Source organism: Pseudomonas sp. H11T01 (assembly GCF_048515765.1).
Lineage (GTDB): Bacteria > Pseudomonadota > Gammaproteobacteria > Pseudomonadales > Pseudomonadaceae > Aquipseudomonas.
In genome coordinates, this window is record NZ_JBLYED010000001.1 from 163,150 (window position 1) to 179,617 (window position 16,468).

A 16,468-nucleotide genomic window follows, 5' to 3' on the forward strand; every position below is an offset into this window, starting at 1 on the left:
ACATTTAGCATCTCAACCGAACACTCCCCGGAGGAGTTACGAGATGTTGCACGACTGAAAAATCGCTTTCGCGGGCAAGCCCGCTCCCACAGGAAAAATGCGATACCCGTGGGAGCGTGGCTTGCCCGCGAAGGGGCCATCAGCGACACCGAAGATTCAGGCCTTCGCCAACTCTGGCAAATCCCCGGTCAGGCCAAGCGCCTGGCGCACAAACAACGCCTTGGCCTCAGGCATTTGATCGATCATCTTCAAACCGGTATTACGCAACCAGCGCAGCGGCAAAGGATCGGCCTGGAACAATCGCTCGAAGCCTTCCATTGCCGCCATCAGCGCCAGGTTGTGAGGCATGCGCCGACGCTCGTAACGGCTGAGCACTTTCACGTCCGCCAGGCGCTCGCCGCGACTGGCCGCCTGCAACAGCACCTCAGCCAGCACAGCGGCGTCGAGGAAACCGAGATTGACGCCCTGCCCGGCCAACGGGTGAATGGTGTGGGCGGCGTCGCCGATCAGCGCCAGGCCTTCAGCTACATAGCGCTTGGCATGCCGCTGACGCAGCGGTACGCAGAGTCGCGGGTCAGCGCTCAGTACCGTGCCCAGACGTCCTTCGAAGGCTCGTTCCAGCTCACGACAGAAGGCTTCGTCGTCCAGTGCCATGAGGTGTTCAGCCTCACTCGGAGTGGTCGACCAGACGATTGAGCACCAGTCCTGCTGACCGTCCCGCTCCAGCGGCAAAAAGGCCAGCGGACCGTTGTCGGTAAAACGCTGCCAAGCGGTCATTTGATGGGGTTTTGCACTGCGTACGCTGGTGACGATGGCTGAATGCAGATAATCCCACTCGCGAGTCGCACAACCGGTCAGGCGGCGCACCGCCGAGTTGGCACCGTCCGCCGCGATCACCAAAGGCGCACGTAGTACGCGGCCATCGGCCAGGGTCAGCAACCAGTCATCGCCGGAGCGGCGCATCTGCTCCAGACGCGCATTGGCCAGCAGCCCCATATCGCAGTCGTGCAAGCGCTCGAGCAACGCATCCTGAACCACGCGGTTCTCGACGATATGCCCCAGCGCATCGGCGTGCACACTGGCTGCCGAGAAGTGGATCTGCCCGGTACCGCTGCCGTCCCAGACCTGCATTTCGGCGTAGGGGCTGGTGCGTCGGTTGACGATGCCCTCCCAGACGCCCAGACGCTCAAGAATTCGCTGGCTGGCCGCCGACAAGGCACTCACACGAGGTTCGAACGGCGCCTGCGAATCGAAGGGTTTGACGCTCAACGGGCTGCCGTCGAGCAGCAAAACCTCCAGCCCGCTGTCCTGTAACGCCAGCGCCAAAGCGCTCCCGACCATTCCGGCCCCGACAATCAGCAGATCTGCGCGCATTTCCATGCTTTAAGCCTGTCTCGCTTGCGGCTTGAGCCGCACGTAAAGGGGGTTATCGACCCGCGCCACCGGCGTGCCGCTGCCGTCATGAGTCTCGAAACGTTGGGTCATTCGGGACGCGTGCCCAGACCCATGGCCTGCCTGGCGAACCAACGCTTGGCCGGCGGTAGCAGATCGAGGCCAAGCAGGCCGATGTTGCGACCCAGCGAGACCAACGGCTGGGTGCTGCCAAACAAACGGGTGACCTGATCGGAGAAGCCGACGGTCAGTTGCTGATCCAGTCGTTGCCGTTCCTGATAGGCCTGCAAGGTGGCGAAATCGCCCGGCACGCTCTCGCTGGCCAGCAACGCATCGGCCAGCGCCTGTGCATCGCGCAGGGACAGGTTGAAACCCTGGCCGGCAATCGGATGCAGGCTGTGGGCTGCATTACCCAACACGGTCAGATGGGGACGAACCTGTTCTTCGGCCTCCACCAACGTCAGCGGATAAAGATGCCGCGCGCCGACTTGCTTGAGGGCGCCGAGGCGATAACCGAAGACGCCCTGCAACTCGCTGAGAAAACTGCGCTCATCGAGGCTCGCCAGACGCTGAGCATCCATGCCCAGGCGGGTCCAGACCAGCGCGCAGCGGTTATCCGGCAGCGGCAGCAAGGCCATTGGACCGTCATCGGTAAAGCGTTCGAAGGCCATACCGTTATGGGCTTCGCTCGGGGTGATGTTGGCGATCAGTGCGCTCTGGTTGTACGGACGCTTTTTGACGCCGATACCCAATTGCTCGCGCAGGCCGGAACGACCGCCATCGGCCAGCACCGCCAAGTCGCACTCCAGGGTGGTTTCATCGTTGAGCGTCAGGAGATAGCCGTCTTCAAGCGGCTCCATGCGCGTAACTTCGGCCGGACAGCGCCAACTGATTACGTCCTTGTCCAGTCCTTGCCAGAGGCATTGACCGAGCCAGGCGTTTTCCACCACATAACCGAGCGCCGGAACGCCCTCTTCCATGGCCGACAATCGCGCGGTGGAAAACCGCCCGCGATCGGAAACATGGATCTGCTTGATCGGCTCGGCGCGACGGGAAATCTCCTGCCACACACCCAACCGCTGATAAATTTGCCGGGCGCCGAAGGACAGCGCCGAGGAGCGGGCGTCATAACTCGGTTGATAGGTGTCGCCGGGGGCGAAAGGCTCGATCAGCACGATCTTCCAGCCGCGAGCCTTGGCCCCCGCCTGCAAGGCCAACGCCAGACTGGCGCCCACCAGACCGCCACCAATGATTGCCAGATTGACGCGGCTCATGCCGCTTGAGTCCGGGCAGCCGCCATCAGCGCCTCGATCTCGGCCACCGTTTTCGGTGCGCCGTTGGTCAGAATTTCACAACCCTGCTTGGTCACTACCACGTCATCCTCGATGCGCACGCCAATGCCGCGCCATTTCTTCGCCACGTTCTGATTGTCCGGTGCGATGTAGATGCCCGGCTCGACCGTCAGCGCCATGCCGACCTCCAGCACCCGCCATTCGCCGCCAACCTTGTACTCGCCGACGTCATGCACATCCATCCCGAGCCAGTGACCGGCGCGATGCATGTAAAAAGCTTTGTAGGCTTCGCTGGCGATCAGTTCATTGACGTTGCCCTGCAACAAGCCAAGCTCTACCAACCCCGCGGTGATTACCCGAACCGTAGCTTCGTGCGCCTGGTTCCAGTGCTTGTTCGGCGCAATTTGGGCAAACGCCGCTTCCTGAGAAGCCAGCACCAACTCATAGATAGCCTTCTGTTCAGGGGAGAACTTGCCGCTGACCGGCCAGGTCCGGGTGATGTCGCTGGCGTAGCAGTCAATCTCGCAACCCGCATCAATCAGCACCAGATCACCGTCCTTGAGCACCGCGTCATTCTGCTGGTAATGCAGGATGCAGCTGTTGCGCCCAGAGGCGACGATCGAGCCGTAAGCTGGCATTTTCGCCCCGCCTTTACGGAACTCGTAATCCAGCTCCGCCTCCAGGCTGAACTCATGCAAACCGGCACGGCTGGCCTGCATGGCGCGAACATGGGCCTGCGAGGAAATTCGCGCGGCTTCGCGCATCACTTTTACTTCTGCCGCCGATTTATACAGGCGCATGTCGTGCAGCAGATGATCCAGAGCAACGAATTCGTTCGGTGGCTGGGCGCCGAGGTGCGCTTTAGAGCGGATCACATTGATCCAGTCCATCAGGTGACGGTCGAATTCCGGGTTGCTGCCCATGGCCGAATAGACCCGGTCGCGACCTTCGATCAGGCCCGGCAGGATGTCGTCGATGTCAGTGATCGGGAAGGCATCATCGGCGCCAAAGTCGCGGATCGCGCCTTCTTGCCCGGCGCGCAAACCGTCCCACAATTCCCGCTCGGCGTTGCGTTCACGGCAGAACAGTACATATTCGCCATGCTCACGACCGGGCATCAGGACCAGCACCGCCTGGGGCTCGGGAAAACCGCTGAGGTACTGAAAATCGCTGTCCTGACGGTAGACGTGCTCGACATCACGATTGCGGATCGCCACGGCGGCGGCAGGCAGAATCGCGATGCTGTTGGGTTCCATCTGCGCCATCAGCGCCTTGCGGCGACGGGTGTATTCCGATTTCGGGATATGAATCATGGGCAGATGGATTTCCCTATCAAACAATTAATGCAGCGAAGGCTTTGCAGCAGGTTCAGCCGGTTTTTTGGTCTCGGTGAACAGCAGCAATGGCGCGACCCGCAGGTACTCCATGACTTCCATGTAGTCATTTTCGCCATCGTCGGACTCTTCCAGGGCATCTTGCACCTGGGCAATGGCCGCGAGGTCTTGCAGGACTTCGGTGGCTTCAGCGCTCAGAGCGTTGTCGCGGTAGGTCAGACCGAAGCCGGCGAGGAAACCCTGGCACCACTGGCCCAAGGCCTCGGCACGCTCGGTCAGCGGCGCATCATCGGACGGCAACAGCAGGACAACGGTCATGTCGTCACTGGTCAGTTCGCCTTTGACCATTTCCTGCAGGCCGATCAAGGCATTGCGGACGTTGTCTTCAGCAGGGCTGCCAAGCAGTTCGGCAGCATCAACCAACCAGCTGTCGGCTTCGAAACCGGCGCCGGCGCAACTGCGCCCCAGCAACAGGCCATGCAGTTCGGCAGGCGAGACAGGATGGCCGCTGGTATTGAGCAGGGTGGCGAACGCGTGATACGGAGAATTCTGAATGGGCATGGGCTGCTAGGCGCCAAGCGGCGCAATGTCTAGAATGAAGGCCTTGTATCGTAGCATCGGCAGACGCGCCAAGACTATCGAGGCCGCCAACTCGTTTGCCCAGCCAGTGCCATTCATCAGACAAATCCAGTGGAACCCAATGGAAGACACCGACCTGCAAGCACTGATGGCCAGACTCGAACTGCTAATTACCAGGGTCGAGCAACTAAAGAGCCAAAATGGACTCTTATTAGCTCAGGAAAAAACCTGGCGCGAAGAACGCGCGCACCTCATTGAAAAGAACGAAATAGCCCGGCGTAAGGTCGAATCCATGATTTCGCGCCTGAAGGCCCTGGAGCAAGACTCATGAGTTCAAGCAATAGCGTTACCGTGCAGATCCTCGACAAAGAATATTCGATCATCTGCCCCCAGGAAGAGCGCAGCAACCTGGTGAGTGCCGCCCGCTACCTGGACGGCAAGATGCGCGAAATCCGCAGCAGCGGCAAAGTCATTGGTGCTGATCGCATTGCCGTGATGGCCGCGCTGAACATCACCCATGACATGTTGCATAACCAGCAGCGCCCTGAAGTGCAGGCCAGCGGCTCGACCCGTGAGCAGGTTCGCGATCTGCTCGATCGCGTCGATCTGGTGCTCGCCACCGATCCGGATGTCAGCAAGGGCTGATTCCTGAAGGTGGTTGCGGTATACTCGCGCCACTCCCTGGGGTGCTTGCCAGTTGGCGATGTCCCTGAGCCGATTCGCACTACCCTGGAGGTTGCACGTTGGGCCGGTGTGCATGTCCGCTAGACGGAAAGCCTTAAGGCCTACTGCATCTTCCACCTTGAACTTTCGGGTTCAAGGGCTAAGTCGACAGCGGTTCATCCGGGGAGCCTGAATTCCAGTCCAAAGCCAGTTTTTTCAAGCTGGCTTTGGCTTTTTATGAGTACGCCATCCTGCCGCGCTCAATCCTGATCAGCCATAATCCATGATCGAACCTGCGCCGCTATCCCGCCCGCAACTTCGACGCATGCTGCGCAAAGCCCGCCGCGCACTCACTCCCGCTGAGCAACGCGAGGCGGCCCGCGGACTTTATCGGCAACTGGCACAGCACCCGCTGTTTCGCCGGGCAAAACATATCTCTCTTTATCTACCCACCGACGGTGAAATCGATCCGAGCTTGCTGCTGCGTGCCGCTCAGCGTCGGGGCAAGGTCACCTATCTGCCGGTACTCAGCGCCTGGCCGCGAACCAAGATGGTGTTCCAGCGCATTCGCCCAGGGGAAAAGTTGCAGCCCAATCGTTTCCGCATTCTCGAGCCACAGGTCAACGCGGCCCGACAACGCAAGGTCTGGGCGCTGGATCTGGTGTTGTTACCACTGGTGGGCTTTGATGAATTCGGTGGGCGTCTGGGGATGGGCGGCGGCTTCTATGACCGCAGCCTCGCGTATCTGGCACGCCGCAAAACCTGGCGCAAGCCGACATTGCTGGGGCTGGCCCATGAATGTCAGAAGGTCGAAAGACTGGCTCAGGCGAGCTGGGATGTGCCGATGCAAGGAACGGTCACGGACAAGAAGTGGTACTTCACCGAATAGACGCCACTTGAGTCAGCAGCGCCTGATGAATATTTTCAGCGTTTGAAGGGTTTCGGCTGTGCAGTGACTTCAATCGGTGCATCGTTATTGTTCGCCCACAGACTCTGCGCGTAGCCCGTGGTAACGACGCCCAAACCGAACAAAATAACCAAAATCCATAATAAATCCGGTTTGCGTTTCATCAATTGCCCCCCTTCAGGCAAATCACACACGATGACAGCAGCGGTATCCGTTATAGGCCGTGCAGCAGCGTCAAGCTTCGAAGGCCGGCATTCTGCGGTAACGCGAACCGACACGCAAACGCCGGCGTCAACCGACTGTCGGTTAGTCATAAAATTGACCACTAAATTGACCACTCCCTTTCCTGGAGCAAAAACGATGGCCTATTGGTTAATGAAATCCGAGCCGGAAGAACTCTCGATAAAAGGGTTGGAGACGCTCGGTAAAGCGCGCTGGGACGGTGTGCGCAATTACCAGGCGCGTAACTTTCTGCGGGCTATGGCGGCGGGCGATGAGTTTTTCTTCTATCACTCCAGCTGCCCTGAGCCCGGAATTGCCGGGATCGGGCGAATTGCCGAAGCGGCGTACCCGGACCCGACCGCGCTGGAGCCGGAAAGCGTGTATTACGACCCTAAAGCCAGCACCGAGAAAAATCCGTGGAGCGCGATAAACGTCGCTCATGTCGAAACCTTCCCCAAAGTCTTGGGTCTGGGTTACCTGAAACAACAAGCTGCACTGGCGCAATTGCCGCTGGTGCAGAAAGGCAGTCGGCTGTCGGTGATGCCGGTGACAGCCGAGCAATGGGCGGCGGTGTTGGCGTTGCGCTAGCTGAGTACTTAGTTGCTTGCACTGGCCTGCTCGCGAAGAGGCCCGCCCAGACACCGAAAATCCTATTGAATAATCAAATTGTTGAACAACAGGTCATCAACCATCGGCTTGCCGGTTTCGTCGTTCATCACTTGCTGCGTCTGCTTCAAGGCTTCCTGACGAAGCTTTTCCTTGGCTTCGACGTTACTCATGGCCTCGGTGGTTTGCTGGGAAAACAGCGCCACCAACTGATTGCGGATCAACGGCTCATTGGCCTTCACCGCTTGTGCCGCTTCATCTCCCGTCACACGCAAGGCCACGTCGGCTTTGAATACCTTGAGTTTCGGGCTGCCATCCAGACCATAGTTGCCAACGAATGGCGGAGTCAGACTGATGTAGCTGACTTTCGGGGCTGCACCCTCTTTGGCTTCTTCGGCCATCGCTGCCATTGGCAGAGACAGGGCCAGCATCAACATGATCCACGCTTTCACAGTTCGCTCCTTATCCGGTTTGCGGCCTAGTGGCCAGTATGGCCACTAGCATACGGACCCACCTGTCGGAGCCCAAGCGCAAAGCTTATGGCTGACTATCAGGGCGGGGCATGCTCGTTGACCGCTTGACTCACACACCTACACTTATCGGCCACCACTCCCAAAGGAATAGCCCTGATGAAAGCCGTGCTGTGCAAAGCCTTCGGCCCTGCCGAAACGCTGGTGCTGGAAGAAGTCGCCAGTCCTCAAGCGAAGAAGAACGAGATCCTGCTGGACGTGCACGCCGCCGGGGTAAATTTCCCGGACACGCTGATCATCGAGGGCAAATACCAGTTCAAGCCGCCCTTCCCGTTTTCCCCCGGTGGAGAAGCGGCCGGCGTGGTCAGCGTTGTGGGTGAAAAGGTCAGTCATCTCAAGGTCGGCGACCGGGTCATGGCGCTGACAGGCTGGGGCAGCTTCGCCGAGCAGGTCGCAGTGCCTGGCTACAACGTACTGCCGATTCCAGCGACCATGGACTTCAACACCGCCGCCGCGTTCAGCATGACCTACGGCACCTCGATGCACGCGCTGAAACAACGCGCCAACCTGCAACCCGGCGAAACCCTGCTGGTGCTCGGTGCTTCCGGCGGCGTCGGCCTCGCGGCGGTGGAAATCGGCAAAGCCATGGGCGCCCGGGTCATCGCCGCCGCCAGCAGCGCCGAGAAACTCGCCGTCGCCAAGACCGCCGGGGCCGATGAGCTCATCAACTACACCGAATCCAATCTGAAAGACGAAATCAAACGCCTGACCGACGGTCAGGGCGCCGACGTCATCTACGACCCGGTCGGCGGCGACCTGTTCGACCAAGCCATCCGCGCCATCGCCTGGAACGGCCGCCTGCTGGTAGTCGGCTTCGCCAGCGGGCGCATTCCTGAACTGCCGGTGAACCTTGCTCTGCTTAAAGGCGCCGCTGTGATCGGAGTGTTCTGGGGCTCGTTCGCCCAACGCCAACCGCAGGACAACGCAGCGAACTTCCAGCAATTGTTTGGATGGTTTGCAGAGGGAAAGTTGAAGCCATTGGTGTCGCAGGTTTATCCATTGGCACAAGCGGCGAATGCCATCAATGATCTCGGCCAGCGCAAGGCGGTTGGGAAAGTGGTTGTACAGGTTCGTTAAATAAAGACATCAGCCCGAATCACCCTAAAAAGTAGATTGGGCTGTTGAGCTCAGGACGCCAACTAAAACAACTGCTTAATGCGAGCCTGAATGGCAGCGCTTGAGTCGCGCCTCCAGATTCCGGTCTGGCATGGCGTGGCTACGCAGGGCGTGGACGGTCTGCTCGACATAATCGCGAGTCGTGCCGTAGCGCCCGCAAGCGCTGGCGAATACCTGGCTCAGCACGCTGTCTGGCAAGTTGCCGGCGTAACTGGGCAGGTGCCGCTCCAGGACAAACCCCAATGCCTGAACCTGACTTCCGTCTTCAAGACGGCAGCTGAGCCAGTGCGGGCGATAAGAGGGGTAGGGCATTTCCCGCTGCCAAAGGGCATACAAAGAGGCTTCCAACTGTTCTTCCGGCAGCCGATAGGCAAAGCCGCTGCACGACCCGCCACGATCCAGTCCGAACACCAATCCCGGCATTTCCGGCGTGCCACGATGCTCGTGAGACCACAGGTACAAGCCTCGATGGTAGCCATGCACTCGCCCGCGTACCCGCTCGACCGCCGAGCATTCCGGGCGCCAGATCAACGAGCCATAAGCAAACAGCCAGACTGGCCCGCCCTTGTGCCGGGCCATGGTGGCCTGCATCGAGCTGAGTAGTTGTTCGTGAGTCAGCTGCGCGCCCAGATCGAGCCGCGGAGGGTAAGCCAGATTCAACAAAGTAGATTCAATGGCTGTCATGGTGAATGGTGTTCGGCCCCACAGGTATTACAGAATGTAAGTAACATGAGCGTAATAGAACATATAGCAGTAACCGTAAAACGAAAAGTGCTAAAGGACGTATGACCCGGATACTTCATAACCGAGGCTGCAATGAGCGCTAAAGGTCCTTGGATATAGCCTAATACACTTTAATATTTATCTTAAATACCAGAATGAAATATGCATAAGCACTGCGCCCTTCTAGGATAAAGGGCCATGAAGTAGGATATTTCCCACGTATCGCTCGGATATCCCGCCTATCCCTTGCTGCGGACGCCCGCGTATAACGGCCATCCACAGGCGCAAGCCAAACAGCCAGACCGGGGCCGCACAATGAAAAACTTATGGATTTACGGCCTGCTGTTAATGGCTCAGGCCTCCCATGCACTGGCACTGGAAGGCGCGCAACAAGAGGACAAAGGTTTCTGGTACGTGCAGACCAGCGTCTACACCAAACACTATTCGCCAAACCCCGATCACAATAACAACCAGGACCTGATCGGCCTTGAACGCAATGAAGCGTCCGGCTGGGTATTTGGCGCGGCGACGTTTCGCAACTCGTTCAGCCAACGGTCAAACTACGCCTATGCAGGCAAGCGTTACGATAGCGCCAGCTACCCGGTATATATCAAACTGACTGGCGGGCTACTCGAAGGCTACAGCGGTAAGTATCAGGACAAGATTCCCCTCAACCGCTTCGGCGTGGCACCGGTGATTATTCCGTCGCTGGGTGCCCACTATGGCCCATTGGCTGCCGAGCTGGTATTGCTCGGCGCCAATGCCGTCATGATCACCACAGGTATACGTTTCTAGGCACCTTCTCCCGACTCAAGGCCGGGGGGCGTAGGCAAATACATCGGCGCGCATCTGGTGCGCGTCCATGCCCGCGCTGACCAGTGCATCGAGGGTCGCATAGATCATTGCTGGCGAGCCGCTGGCATACACATGTACCGAGGACAAATCGGTAATGTCTTCGCACACCGCTTCATGCAGCATGCCGCAACGCCCTTCCCAACCACAGAGATCGCTGACCACTTTGTGCAGATAAAGATTGGGCAGTTGCTTCCATTCATCCCAGTGCTCTATCTCATAGAAGTCGTCCGGCTGGCGCACGCCCCAATACAGATGTACCGGGTGCTTGAAGCCTTTGGCCCGGCAATGCTCGATCAGGCTGTGCATCTGCGCCATACCGGTACCGGCGGCGATGAGCACCAATGGGCCGTCCGGCAGTTCAGACAAGTGGGTGTCGCCGAACGGCATCTCGATCCGCGCCATGCGGTTGCGTTGTAGTTGCTCGAGCAGGTTTTGTGCACTGGCTTCGCGCACCAGCACATGCAACTCCAGATCACGCCCGGCGTGGGGTGCCGAAGCCAGCGAGAATGCGGATTTCTCGCCGTTCTCGCGCTCGAGCATCAGGTACTGGCCGGCGTGATAGCGCGGCGGTTTGCCCGCTGGCGCCCGCAGCCGTACCCGCCAGACATCGCCGCCGACTTCAACACACTCACTCACCTGACACGACAGGCTGCGCACCGGCAGTTCTCCCAGCGCAAGGACGCCATCCCACAGCACGATGCAGTCTTCCAGCGGCTGTGCAATGCAAGTGTAGAACTCGCCGTGGTCACGGACATCACCGGCCTGTTCGACACGACCTTCGACCAGCAGCGCGCCACACACGTGGCAATTGCCATTGCGACAGCTCTGCGGGCATTCGTAGCCCAGGCGCCGAGCCCCATCGAGAATCCGCTCGCCGGGCAATATCTCAAGCACTGCTCCGGACGGCTGCAAGGTTACACGCATCAATCTATTCCTAACTGATTCCAGATGGCATCGACCCGGCGGGTGACCGCCTCATCCTTGACGATAACCCGGCCCCACTCGCGCGTGGTTTCACCGGGCCATTTATGCGTGGCATCGAGCCCCATCTTCGACCCCAGGCCGGAAACCGGCGAGGCGAAGTCGAGGTAGTCGATTGGCGTGTTGTCGATCATCACCGTGTCGCGCTTGGGGTCCATGCGCGTGGTGATGGCCCAAATCACGTCGTTCCAGTCGCGTGCGTTGATATCGTCGTCAGTGACGATAACGAACTTGGTATACATGAACTGTCGCAAAAACGACCAGACACCGAGCATTACCCGCTTCGCATGACCGGGATACTGCTTCTTCATGGTCACAATGGCCATGCGGTACGAGCAACCTTCGGGCGGCAAGTAGAAGTCGGTGATCTCGGGAAACTGTTTTTGCAGGATCGGCACGAACACTTCGTTCAGCGCTACGCCGAGAATCGCCGGCTCATCCGGTGGACGACCGGTGTAGGTGCTGTGGTAGATCGGTTTGATGCGATGGGTAATGCGCTCGACGGTGAACACCGGAAAGCTGTCGACTTCGTTGTAGTAGCCGGTGTGGTCGCCATAAGGACCTTCATCGGCCATTTCGCCCGGGTGGATCACGCCTTCAAGGATGATTTCCGCGGTCGCCGGGACCTGCAGATCGTTGCCACGGCACTTCACAAGCTCAGTACGGTTGCCGCGCAACAGACCTGCGAAGGCGTACTCGGAGAGGCTGTCCGGCACCGGCGTGACCGCACCGAGAATGGTCGCAGGATCCGCACCCAGCGCCACGGAAACCGGGAACGGTTGACCCGGATGCTTCTCGCACCACTCACGGTAGTCCAGCGCGCCGCCACGATGGCTCAACCAGCGCATGATGACTTTGTTGCGACCGATAACCTGCTGGCGATAAATGCCCAGGTTCTGCCGGTCTTTGTTCGGACCTTTGGTAACGGTCAGACCCCAGGTGATCAGTGGACCAACATCGCCAGGCCAGCAGGTCTGCACCGGCAACATGGCCAGATCGACGTCATCACCTTCGATGACCACTTCCTGACAGACCGCGTCTTTAACGACTTTCGGCGCCATGGCGATGATCTTGCGGAAGATCGGCAGCTTCGACCAGGCGTCCTTCAAACCTTTTGGCGGCTCTGGCTCTTTCAGGAAAGCCAGCAGTTTGCCGATTTCCCGCAGCTCGCTGACTGCTTCGGCGCCCATGCCCAAGGCAACGCGCTCCGGTGTGCCAAACAGGTTGCCGAGCACTGGAATGTCATAACCCGTCGGGTTTTCAAAGAGCAGGGCCGGGCCTTTGGCGCGCAAAGTGCGGTCGCAGACTTCGGTCATTTCCAGCACTGGGGACACAGGAACCTGGATGCGCTTGAGTTCGCCGCGTTTTTCCAGGCCGCTGATAAAGTCGCGCAAGTCGCGATACTGCATGCATAAGCCTCGTTTTGGCCGTGGCGTTCGGGGGCATGAGTTTAGCGCCGAACCCACCTGTTCAGAATAGTGACCTGCAGATCATCAATGATCAGATAGCAAAAAGCCGGGTTTCCCCGGCTTTTGCTGACCTGCTCGATTTACTTGCGCTTCATCGACAGGAAGAACTCATCGTTGGTCTTGGTCTGTTTCAACTTGTCGACCAGGAACTCGATGGCTGCGACTTCATCCATCGGGTGCAGCAGCTTGCGCAGGATCCACATGCGCTGCAACTCGTCGTCAGCGGTCAGCAACTCTTCACGGCGAGTGCCGGAACGGTTGATGTTGATCGCAGGGAAGACACGTTTTTCCGCGATCTTGCGATCCAGAGGCAGTTCCATGTTGCCGGTGCCTTTGAATTCTTCGTAGATCACTTCATCCATCTTCGAGCCGGTTTCAACCAGCGCGGTAGCGATGATGGTCAGCGAACCGCCTTCTTCGATGTTTCGCGCAGCGCCGAAGAAACGTTTCGGTTTCTCCAGGGCGTGAGCATCGACACCACCGGTGAGGACCTTGCCGGAGCTCGGGATCACGGTGTTGTAGGCGCGAGCCAGACGAGTGATGGAGTCGAGCAGGATCACCACGTCTTTCTTGTGTTCGACCAGGCGCTTGGCCTTCTCGATCACCATTTCGGCAACCTGCACGTGGCGGGTTGGCGGCTCGTCGAACGTCGAGGCAACCACTTCGCCGCGTACGGTACGCTGCATTTCGGTTACTTCTTCCGGACGCTCGTCGATCAGCAGAACGATCAGATGAACTTCCGGGTTGTTACGGGCGATGTTCGCTGCGATGTTTTGCAGCATGATCGTTTTACCGGCTTTCGGCGGAGCGACGATCAGGCCGCGCTGGCCTTTACCGATCGGCGCACACAGGTCGATCACACGGCCGGTGAGGTCTTCAGTGGAACCGTTACCGGCTTCCATCTTCATCCGCACGGTCGGGAACAGCGGGGTCAGGTTCTCGAAGAGAATCTTGTTTTTCGCGTTCTCTGGACGATCGTAGTTGATCGTGTCGACCTTCAGCAGGGCGAAATAACGCTCGCCTTCCTTCGGAGGGCGGATCTTGCCAACGATGGTGTCACCGGTGCGCAAGTTGAAGCGACGGATCTGGCTCGGCGAGACGTAGATATCGTCTGGGCCGGCGAGATAGGACGCGTCAGCAGAGCGGAGGAAGCCGAAGCCGTCCTGGAGAATCTCCAGCACGCCATCACCGGAGATTTCCTCGCCGCTTTTAGCGTGCTTTTTGAGCAGGGAGAAAATCACGTCCTGCTTGCGCGAACGGGCCATATTTTCTATGCCCATCTGTTCGGCCAATTCGAGCAGTTCGGTAATCGGCTTTTGCTTGAGTTCAGTCAGATTCATATAGGAATGACGTAATCATTTATGGAGGGGGGAAATTAAGCTTTTGGCTTAATGAGGCCGCGCCGCAGAGAAGGCGACAGGATCGCGTACTAATCGAAAAGGAGAGCGTCGGCGACGGCTAGCAGGGGGCATTGGAGAAACCAGTGCGGGGCCGAATGTACCACTTGAGTTTCAGAGCGTCTAGCCCTCTTTCATGAAAAAGCCCCGCAATTTGCGGGGCTTTTTCATGACTCACAACAACGACGCTTAGATGTTGGCGTCGAGGAATGCAGCGAGTTGCGACTTCGACAGCGCGCCGACCTTGGTGGCTTCGACGTTGCCGTTCTTGAACAGCATCAGTGTCGGGATACCACGCACGCCATGCTTGGCCGGGGTTTCCTGGTTTTCGTCGATGTTCAGCTTGGCGACGGTCAGTTTGCCAGCGTAGGTGCCAGCGATTTCGTCCAGAACCGGGGCGATCATTTTGCAAGGGCCGCACCACTCAGCCCAGTAGTCAACGAGCACAGGGCCAGCAGCCTGCAGGACTTCTGCTTCGAAGGTAGCGTCGGTGACGTGCTTGATAAGATCGCTGCTCATGGATGTCTCCGGGGTTGTAAGCAAAAAAAAACGTTGCCCATCATAGCCGCCCTTCCCCCGTTCAGGAAGCCGCAGGTGATTGACTCTCACTATGGCGGCGCATGAGTTTGGGTATAGCTCAACTCAAGACGTCGTGGGAGTCACGATGGCAATCCCGGTGCGCAGGGCTGCGTTACGCACGTGTTCGTGCATAGCCTTTTGCGCGGCGCCGGATGCACGGCGAGCCAATGCACGCAGGATTTTTCGGTGTTCCTGCCAGGTTTCCATGGCGCGTTCGGGCCGGATGAACGGTAATTTCTGACTTTCCAGAAATATCTCGGCGCTGGTACTGAGAATGCTCAACATCGCCTGATTGCCGCTGGCCAGCAGGATTCGCTGGTGAAACTCGAAATCCAGCCGCGCCGCGGCGTCGAACTCTTCGGCACGCAGTTCGTTGCGCATCGCCTCGACATTGTCCTCCAGAGCATCCAGTTCATCCGCCGTCAGCGTCACCGCCGCCAAACCTGCCGCAAAACCTTCCAGGGCATAGCGCAACTGGAAGATATCCACAGGCGATGCCTGAGCCGCGAAGGGCCAGGACAAACCCGACTCGCTGCGAGGCAAGTCAATGAGCGACTGCACGAAGACGCCTTTTCCCGGCTGCACACTAATCACCCCCAACGCGCTCAAGGACGACAACGCCTCACGCAACGAGGCCCGGCTAACACCCAGTTGCAACGCCAAATCCCGCTGCGAGGGCAGCATATCCCCCGGCCCGAAGCCTTGTTCGACGATCAGTTTTCGAATGGCTTGCAGGGCCACTTCGGGTACGGCGAGGGAGATCGAATTCATGTTTTTTTTCAGAGGGATCAGGCCAGTGACCGGCTAGTTGTAAAGCTATTGGCGCCTTACGGCAAGTCACGCCCCATGCGGGTTCAGGCCTGCCGGACGACGCTCGATAACGGGGCAGAAAGCGCCTCAACTGTTCAGACCAGTAAGACCGATAGACCCCAGACAAACCCGGCTCCCCAGCGCATTTCGAGGCGGCTGGCATGGGCTGTGCAACGTCCGAACGCAGAAATCACTTCCCTGGATTCGGAGAGTTACCATGACCAAGCGTTGCAGCGCCCTGCTCACTGCCCTGTTTGCCAGCCTGATGCTGAGTCAGGTGCCCGCCCATGCCGACGGCCTGGAAGATGTCGTCAAACGCGGCACCCTCAAGGTTGCCGTGCCGCAGGACTTCCCGCCCTTCGGCTCGGTCGGGCCGGACATGAAGCCCCGCGGCCTGGACATCGACACCGCTGCGCTGCTGGCCGAGCAGCTCAAGGTCAAACTCGAACTGACCCCGGTCAACAGCACCAACCGGATTCCGTTCCTGACGACCGGTAAGGTCGACCTGGTAATTTCCAGCCTCGGCAAAAACCCTGAGCGCGAAAAAGTCATCGACTTCTCCCACGCCTACGCGCCCTTCTATCTTGCGGTGTTTGGTCCGCCCGATGCGACCATCAGCACCCTGGACGATCTGAAAGGCAAAACCATCAGCGTCACCCGTGGCGCCATCGAAGACATCGAGCTGACAGCCGTGGCCCCGCAAGGTGTGACCATCAAGCGCTTCGAAGACAACAACTCGACCATCGCCGCCTACCTGGCCGGCCAGGTTGACCTGATTGCCAGCGGCAACGTGGTGATGGTCACCATCAGCGAACGCAACCCGAAGCGTATTCCCGCCCTGAAGGTGAAACTCAAGGACTCGCCGGTCTACGTCGGCGTGAACAAGAACGAGCCGGCGCTGCTGGAGAAGGTGAATCAGATTCTGGCCACAGCGAAAACCGACGGCAGCCTGGAAAAAAATTCTCAGCGGTGGCTCAAGCAGCCGCTGCCAGCTGATCTCTGATCACTGTCAC

19 protein-coding genes, 1 other RNA gene and 1 pseudogene are annotated in these 16,468 nt (G+C 58.9%); 8 read left to right on the forward strand and 13 right to left on the reverse strand.

Annotated features, from left to right (window positions below):
- Positions 1 to 156: 156 nt before the first annotated feature.
- From ACN1C3_RS00775 to ACN1C3_RS00795, 5 genes and pseudogenes are all read right to left on the reverse strand, one after another.
- Positions 157 to 1,374: a 2-octaprenyl-3-methyl-6-methoxy-1,4-benzoquinol hydroxylase gene (locus ACN1C3_RS00775; protein ID WP_419114220.1), complete on the reverse strand. Its 1,218-nt coding sequence runs from the start codon at positions 1,372 to 1,374 to the stop codon at positions 157 to 159.
- Positions 1,375 to 1,383: 9 nt separating this feature from the next.
- A pseudogene (locus ACN1C3_RS00780) lies at positions 1,384 to 1,470 on the reverse strand (tetrameric acyl-CoA thioesterase); the annotation flags it as partial.
- Between the two features lie 11 nt (positions 1,471 to 1,481).
- A complete protein-coding gene (gene ubiH / locus ACN1C3_RS00785) occupies positions 1,482 to 2,666 on the reverse strand; it encodes a 2-octaprenyl-6-methoxyphenyl hydroxylase (protein WP_419113882.1) in 1,185 nt (394 codons plus the stop codon).
- Positions 2,663 to 3,997, reverse strand: coding sequence for a Xaa-Pro aminopeptidase (gene pepP, locus ACN1C3_RS00790; RefSeq protein ID WP_419113883.1), 1,335 nt, complete (start codon positions 3,995 to 3,997; stop codon positions 2,663 to 2,665). Before pepP ends, ubiH begins: the two co-directional genes overlap by 4 nt.
- Before the next feature lie 27 nt (positions 3,998 to 4,024).
- Positions 4,025 to 4,579 carry a YecA family protein gene (locus ACN1C3_RS00795; RefSeq protein WP_419113884.1) on the reverse strand — a complete coding sequence of 185 codons (555 nt, stop codon included), beginning with the start codon at positions 4,577 to 4,579 and terminating at the stop codon, positions 4,025 to 4,027.
- A 139-nt stretch (positions 4,580 to 4,718) separates the two neighbouring features.
- Here ACN1C3_RS00795 and ACN1C3_RS00800 point away from each other — a divergent pair, with 139 nt between their 5' ends.
- The 4 genes from ACN1C3_RS00800 to ACN1C3_RS00815 all read left to right on the forward strand — a co-directional run bounded on the left by ACN1C3_RS00800 (position 4,719) and on the right by ACN1C3_RS00815 (position 6,149).
- Positions 4,719 to 4,928: a TIGR02449 family protein gene (locus ACN1C3_RS00800; protein ID WP_007982902.1), complete on the forward strand. Its 210-nt coding sequence runs from the start codon at positions 4,719 to 4,721 to the stop codon at positions 4,926 to 4,928.
- Positions 4,925 to 5,242 (forward strand): cell division protein ZapA, encoded by a 318-nt coding sequence (locus ACN1C3_RS00805; protein WP_419113885.1) that lies wholly within the window; start codon positions 4,925 to 4,927, stop codon positions 5,240 to 5,242. Before ACN1C3_RS00800 ends, ACN1C3_RS00805 begins: the two co-directional genes overlap by 4 nt.
- A 30-nt stretch (positions 5,243 to 5,272) precedes the next feature.
- Positions 5,273 to 5,451: non-coding RNA, 6S RNA (gene ssrS / locus ACN1C3_RS00810), on the forward strand.
- 92 nt (positions 5,452 to 5,543) lie between these two features.
- The gene (locus ACN1C3_RS00815) at positions 5,544 to 6,149 is read left to right on the forward strand and encodes a 5-formyltetrahydrofolate cyclo-ligase (RefSeq protein ID WP_419113886.1); all 606 of its coding nucleotides are present in this window, start codon (positions 5,544 to 5,546) and stop codon (positions 6,147 to 6,149) included.
- Positions 6,150 to 6,184: 35 nt separating this feature from the next.
- Here ACN1C3_RS00815 and ACN1C3_RS00820 read toward each other — a convergent pair whose 3' ends face one another.
- A complete protein-coding gene (locus tag ACN1C3_RS00820; RefSeq protein WP_419114227.1) occupies positions 6,185 to 6,505 on the reverse strand; it encodes a hypothetical protein in 321 nt (106 codons plus the stop codon).
- Between the two features lie 22 nt (positions 6,506 to 6,527).
- Between ACN1C3_RS00820 and ACN1C3_RS00825 the strand changes: the two genes are divergently transcribed.
- Positions 6,528 to 6,977: an EVE domain-containing protein gene (locus tag ACN1C3_RS00825; RefSeq protein WP_419113887.1), complete on the forward strand. Its 450-nt coding sequence runs from the start codon at positions 6,528 to 6,530 to the stop codon at positions 6,975 to 6,977.
- A 62-nt stretch (positions 6,978 to 7,039) separates the two neighbouring features.
- Here ACN1C3_RS00825 and ACN1C3_RS00830 read toward each other — a convergent pair whose 3' ends face one another.
- Positions 7,040 to 7,447: a flagellar basal body-associated protein FliL gene (locus ACN1C3_RS00830; RefSeq protein WP_419113888.1), complete on the reverse strand. Its 408-nt coding sequence runs from the start codon at positions 7,445 to 7,447 to the stop codon at positions 7,040 to 7,042.
- 177 nt (positions 7,448 to 7,624) lie between these two features.
- On the opposite strand from ACN1C3_RS00830, the gene ACN1C3_RS00835 reads away from it, so the two are divergent.
- Positions 7,625 to 8,602 carry an NADPH:quinone oxidoreductase family protein gene (locus ACN1C3_RS00835; RefSeq protein ID WP_419113889.1) on the forward strand — a complete coding sequence of 326 codons (978 nt, stop codon included), beginning with the start codon at positions 7,625 to 7,627 and terminating at the stop codon, positions 8,600 to 8,602.
- A gap of 75 nt (positions 8,603 to 8,677) precedes the next feature.
- Here ACN1C3_RS00835 and ACN1C3_RS00840 read toward each other — a convergent pair whose 3' ends face one another.
- A complete protein-coding gene (locus ACN1C3_RS00840) occupies positions 8,678 to 9,325 on the reverse strand; it encodes a gamma-glutamylcyclotransferase (RefSeq protein WP_419113890.1) in 648 nt (215 codons plus the stop codon).
- Between the two features lie 354 nt (positions 9,326 to 9,679).
- On the opposite strand from ACN1C3_RS00840, the gene ACN1C3_RS00845 reads away from it, so the two are divergent.
- Entirely contained in the window at positions 9,680 to 10,159 is a 480-nt protein-coding gene (locus ACN1C3_RS00845) for a sn-glycerol-3-phosphate transporter (protein ID WP_419113891.1), read from the forward strand.
- A 15-nt stretch (positions 10,160 to 10,174) separates the two neighbouring features.
- Here ACN1C3_RS00845 and ACN1C3_RS00850 read toward each other — a convergent pair whose 3' ends face one another.
- The 5 genes from ACN1C3_RS00850 to ACN1C3_RS00870 form a co-directional block, all read right to left on the reverse strand.
- Positions 10,175 to 11,143, reverse strand: a complete 969-nt coding sequence (locus ACN1C3_RS00850) for a CDP-6-deoxy-delta-3,4-glucoseen reductase (protein ID WP_419113892.1) — start codon at positions 11,141 to 11,143, stop codon at positions 10,175 to 10,177.
- The gene (gene ubiD, locus ACN1C3_RS00855; RefSeq protein WP_419113893.1) at positions 11,143 to 12,609 is read right to left on the reverse strand and encodes a 4-hydroxy-3-polyprenylbenzoate decarboxylase; all 1,467 of its coding nucleotides are present in this window, start codon (positions 12,607 to 12,609) and stop codon (positions 11,143 to 11,145) included. The genes ACN1C3_RS00850 and ubiD overlap by 1 nt, the downstream gene beginning before the upstream one ends.
- Before the next feature lie 140 nt (positions 12,610 to 12,749).
- Entirely contained in the window at positions 12,750 to 14,009 is a 1,260-nt protein-coding gene (gene rho, locus ACN1C3_RS00860) for a transcription termination factor Rho (protein WP_019694195.1), read from the reverse strand.
- Between the two features lie 246 nt (positions 14,010 to 14,255).
- Positions 14,256 to 14,585 carry a thioredoxin TrxA gene (gene trxA / locus ACN1C3_RS00865; RefSeq protein WP_064680366.1) on the reverse strand — a complete coding sequence of 110 codons (330 nt, stop codon included), beginning with the start codon at positions 14,583 to 14,585 and terminating at the stop codon, positions 14,256 to 14,258.
- Positions 14,586 to 14,708: 123 nt separating this feature from the next.
- Entirely contained in the window at positions 14,709 to 15,416 is a 708-nt protein-coding gene (locus ACN1C3_RS00870) for a FadR/GntR family transcriptional regulator (RefSeq protein WP_419113894.1), read from the reverse strand.
- Between the two features lie 256 nt (positions 15,417 to 15,672).
- On the opposite strand from ACN1C3_RS00870, the gene ACN1C3_RS00875 reads away from it, so the two are divergent.
- A complete protein-coding gene (locus ACN1C3_RS00875) occupies positions 15,673 to 16,458 on the forward strand; it encodes a transporter substrate-binding domain-containing protein (RefSeq protein ID WP_419113895.1) in 786 nt (261 codons plus the stop codon).
- Positions 16,459 to 16,468 lie beyond the last annotated feature (10 nt).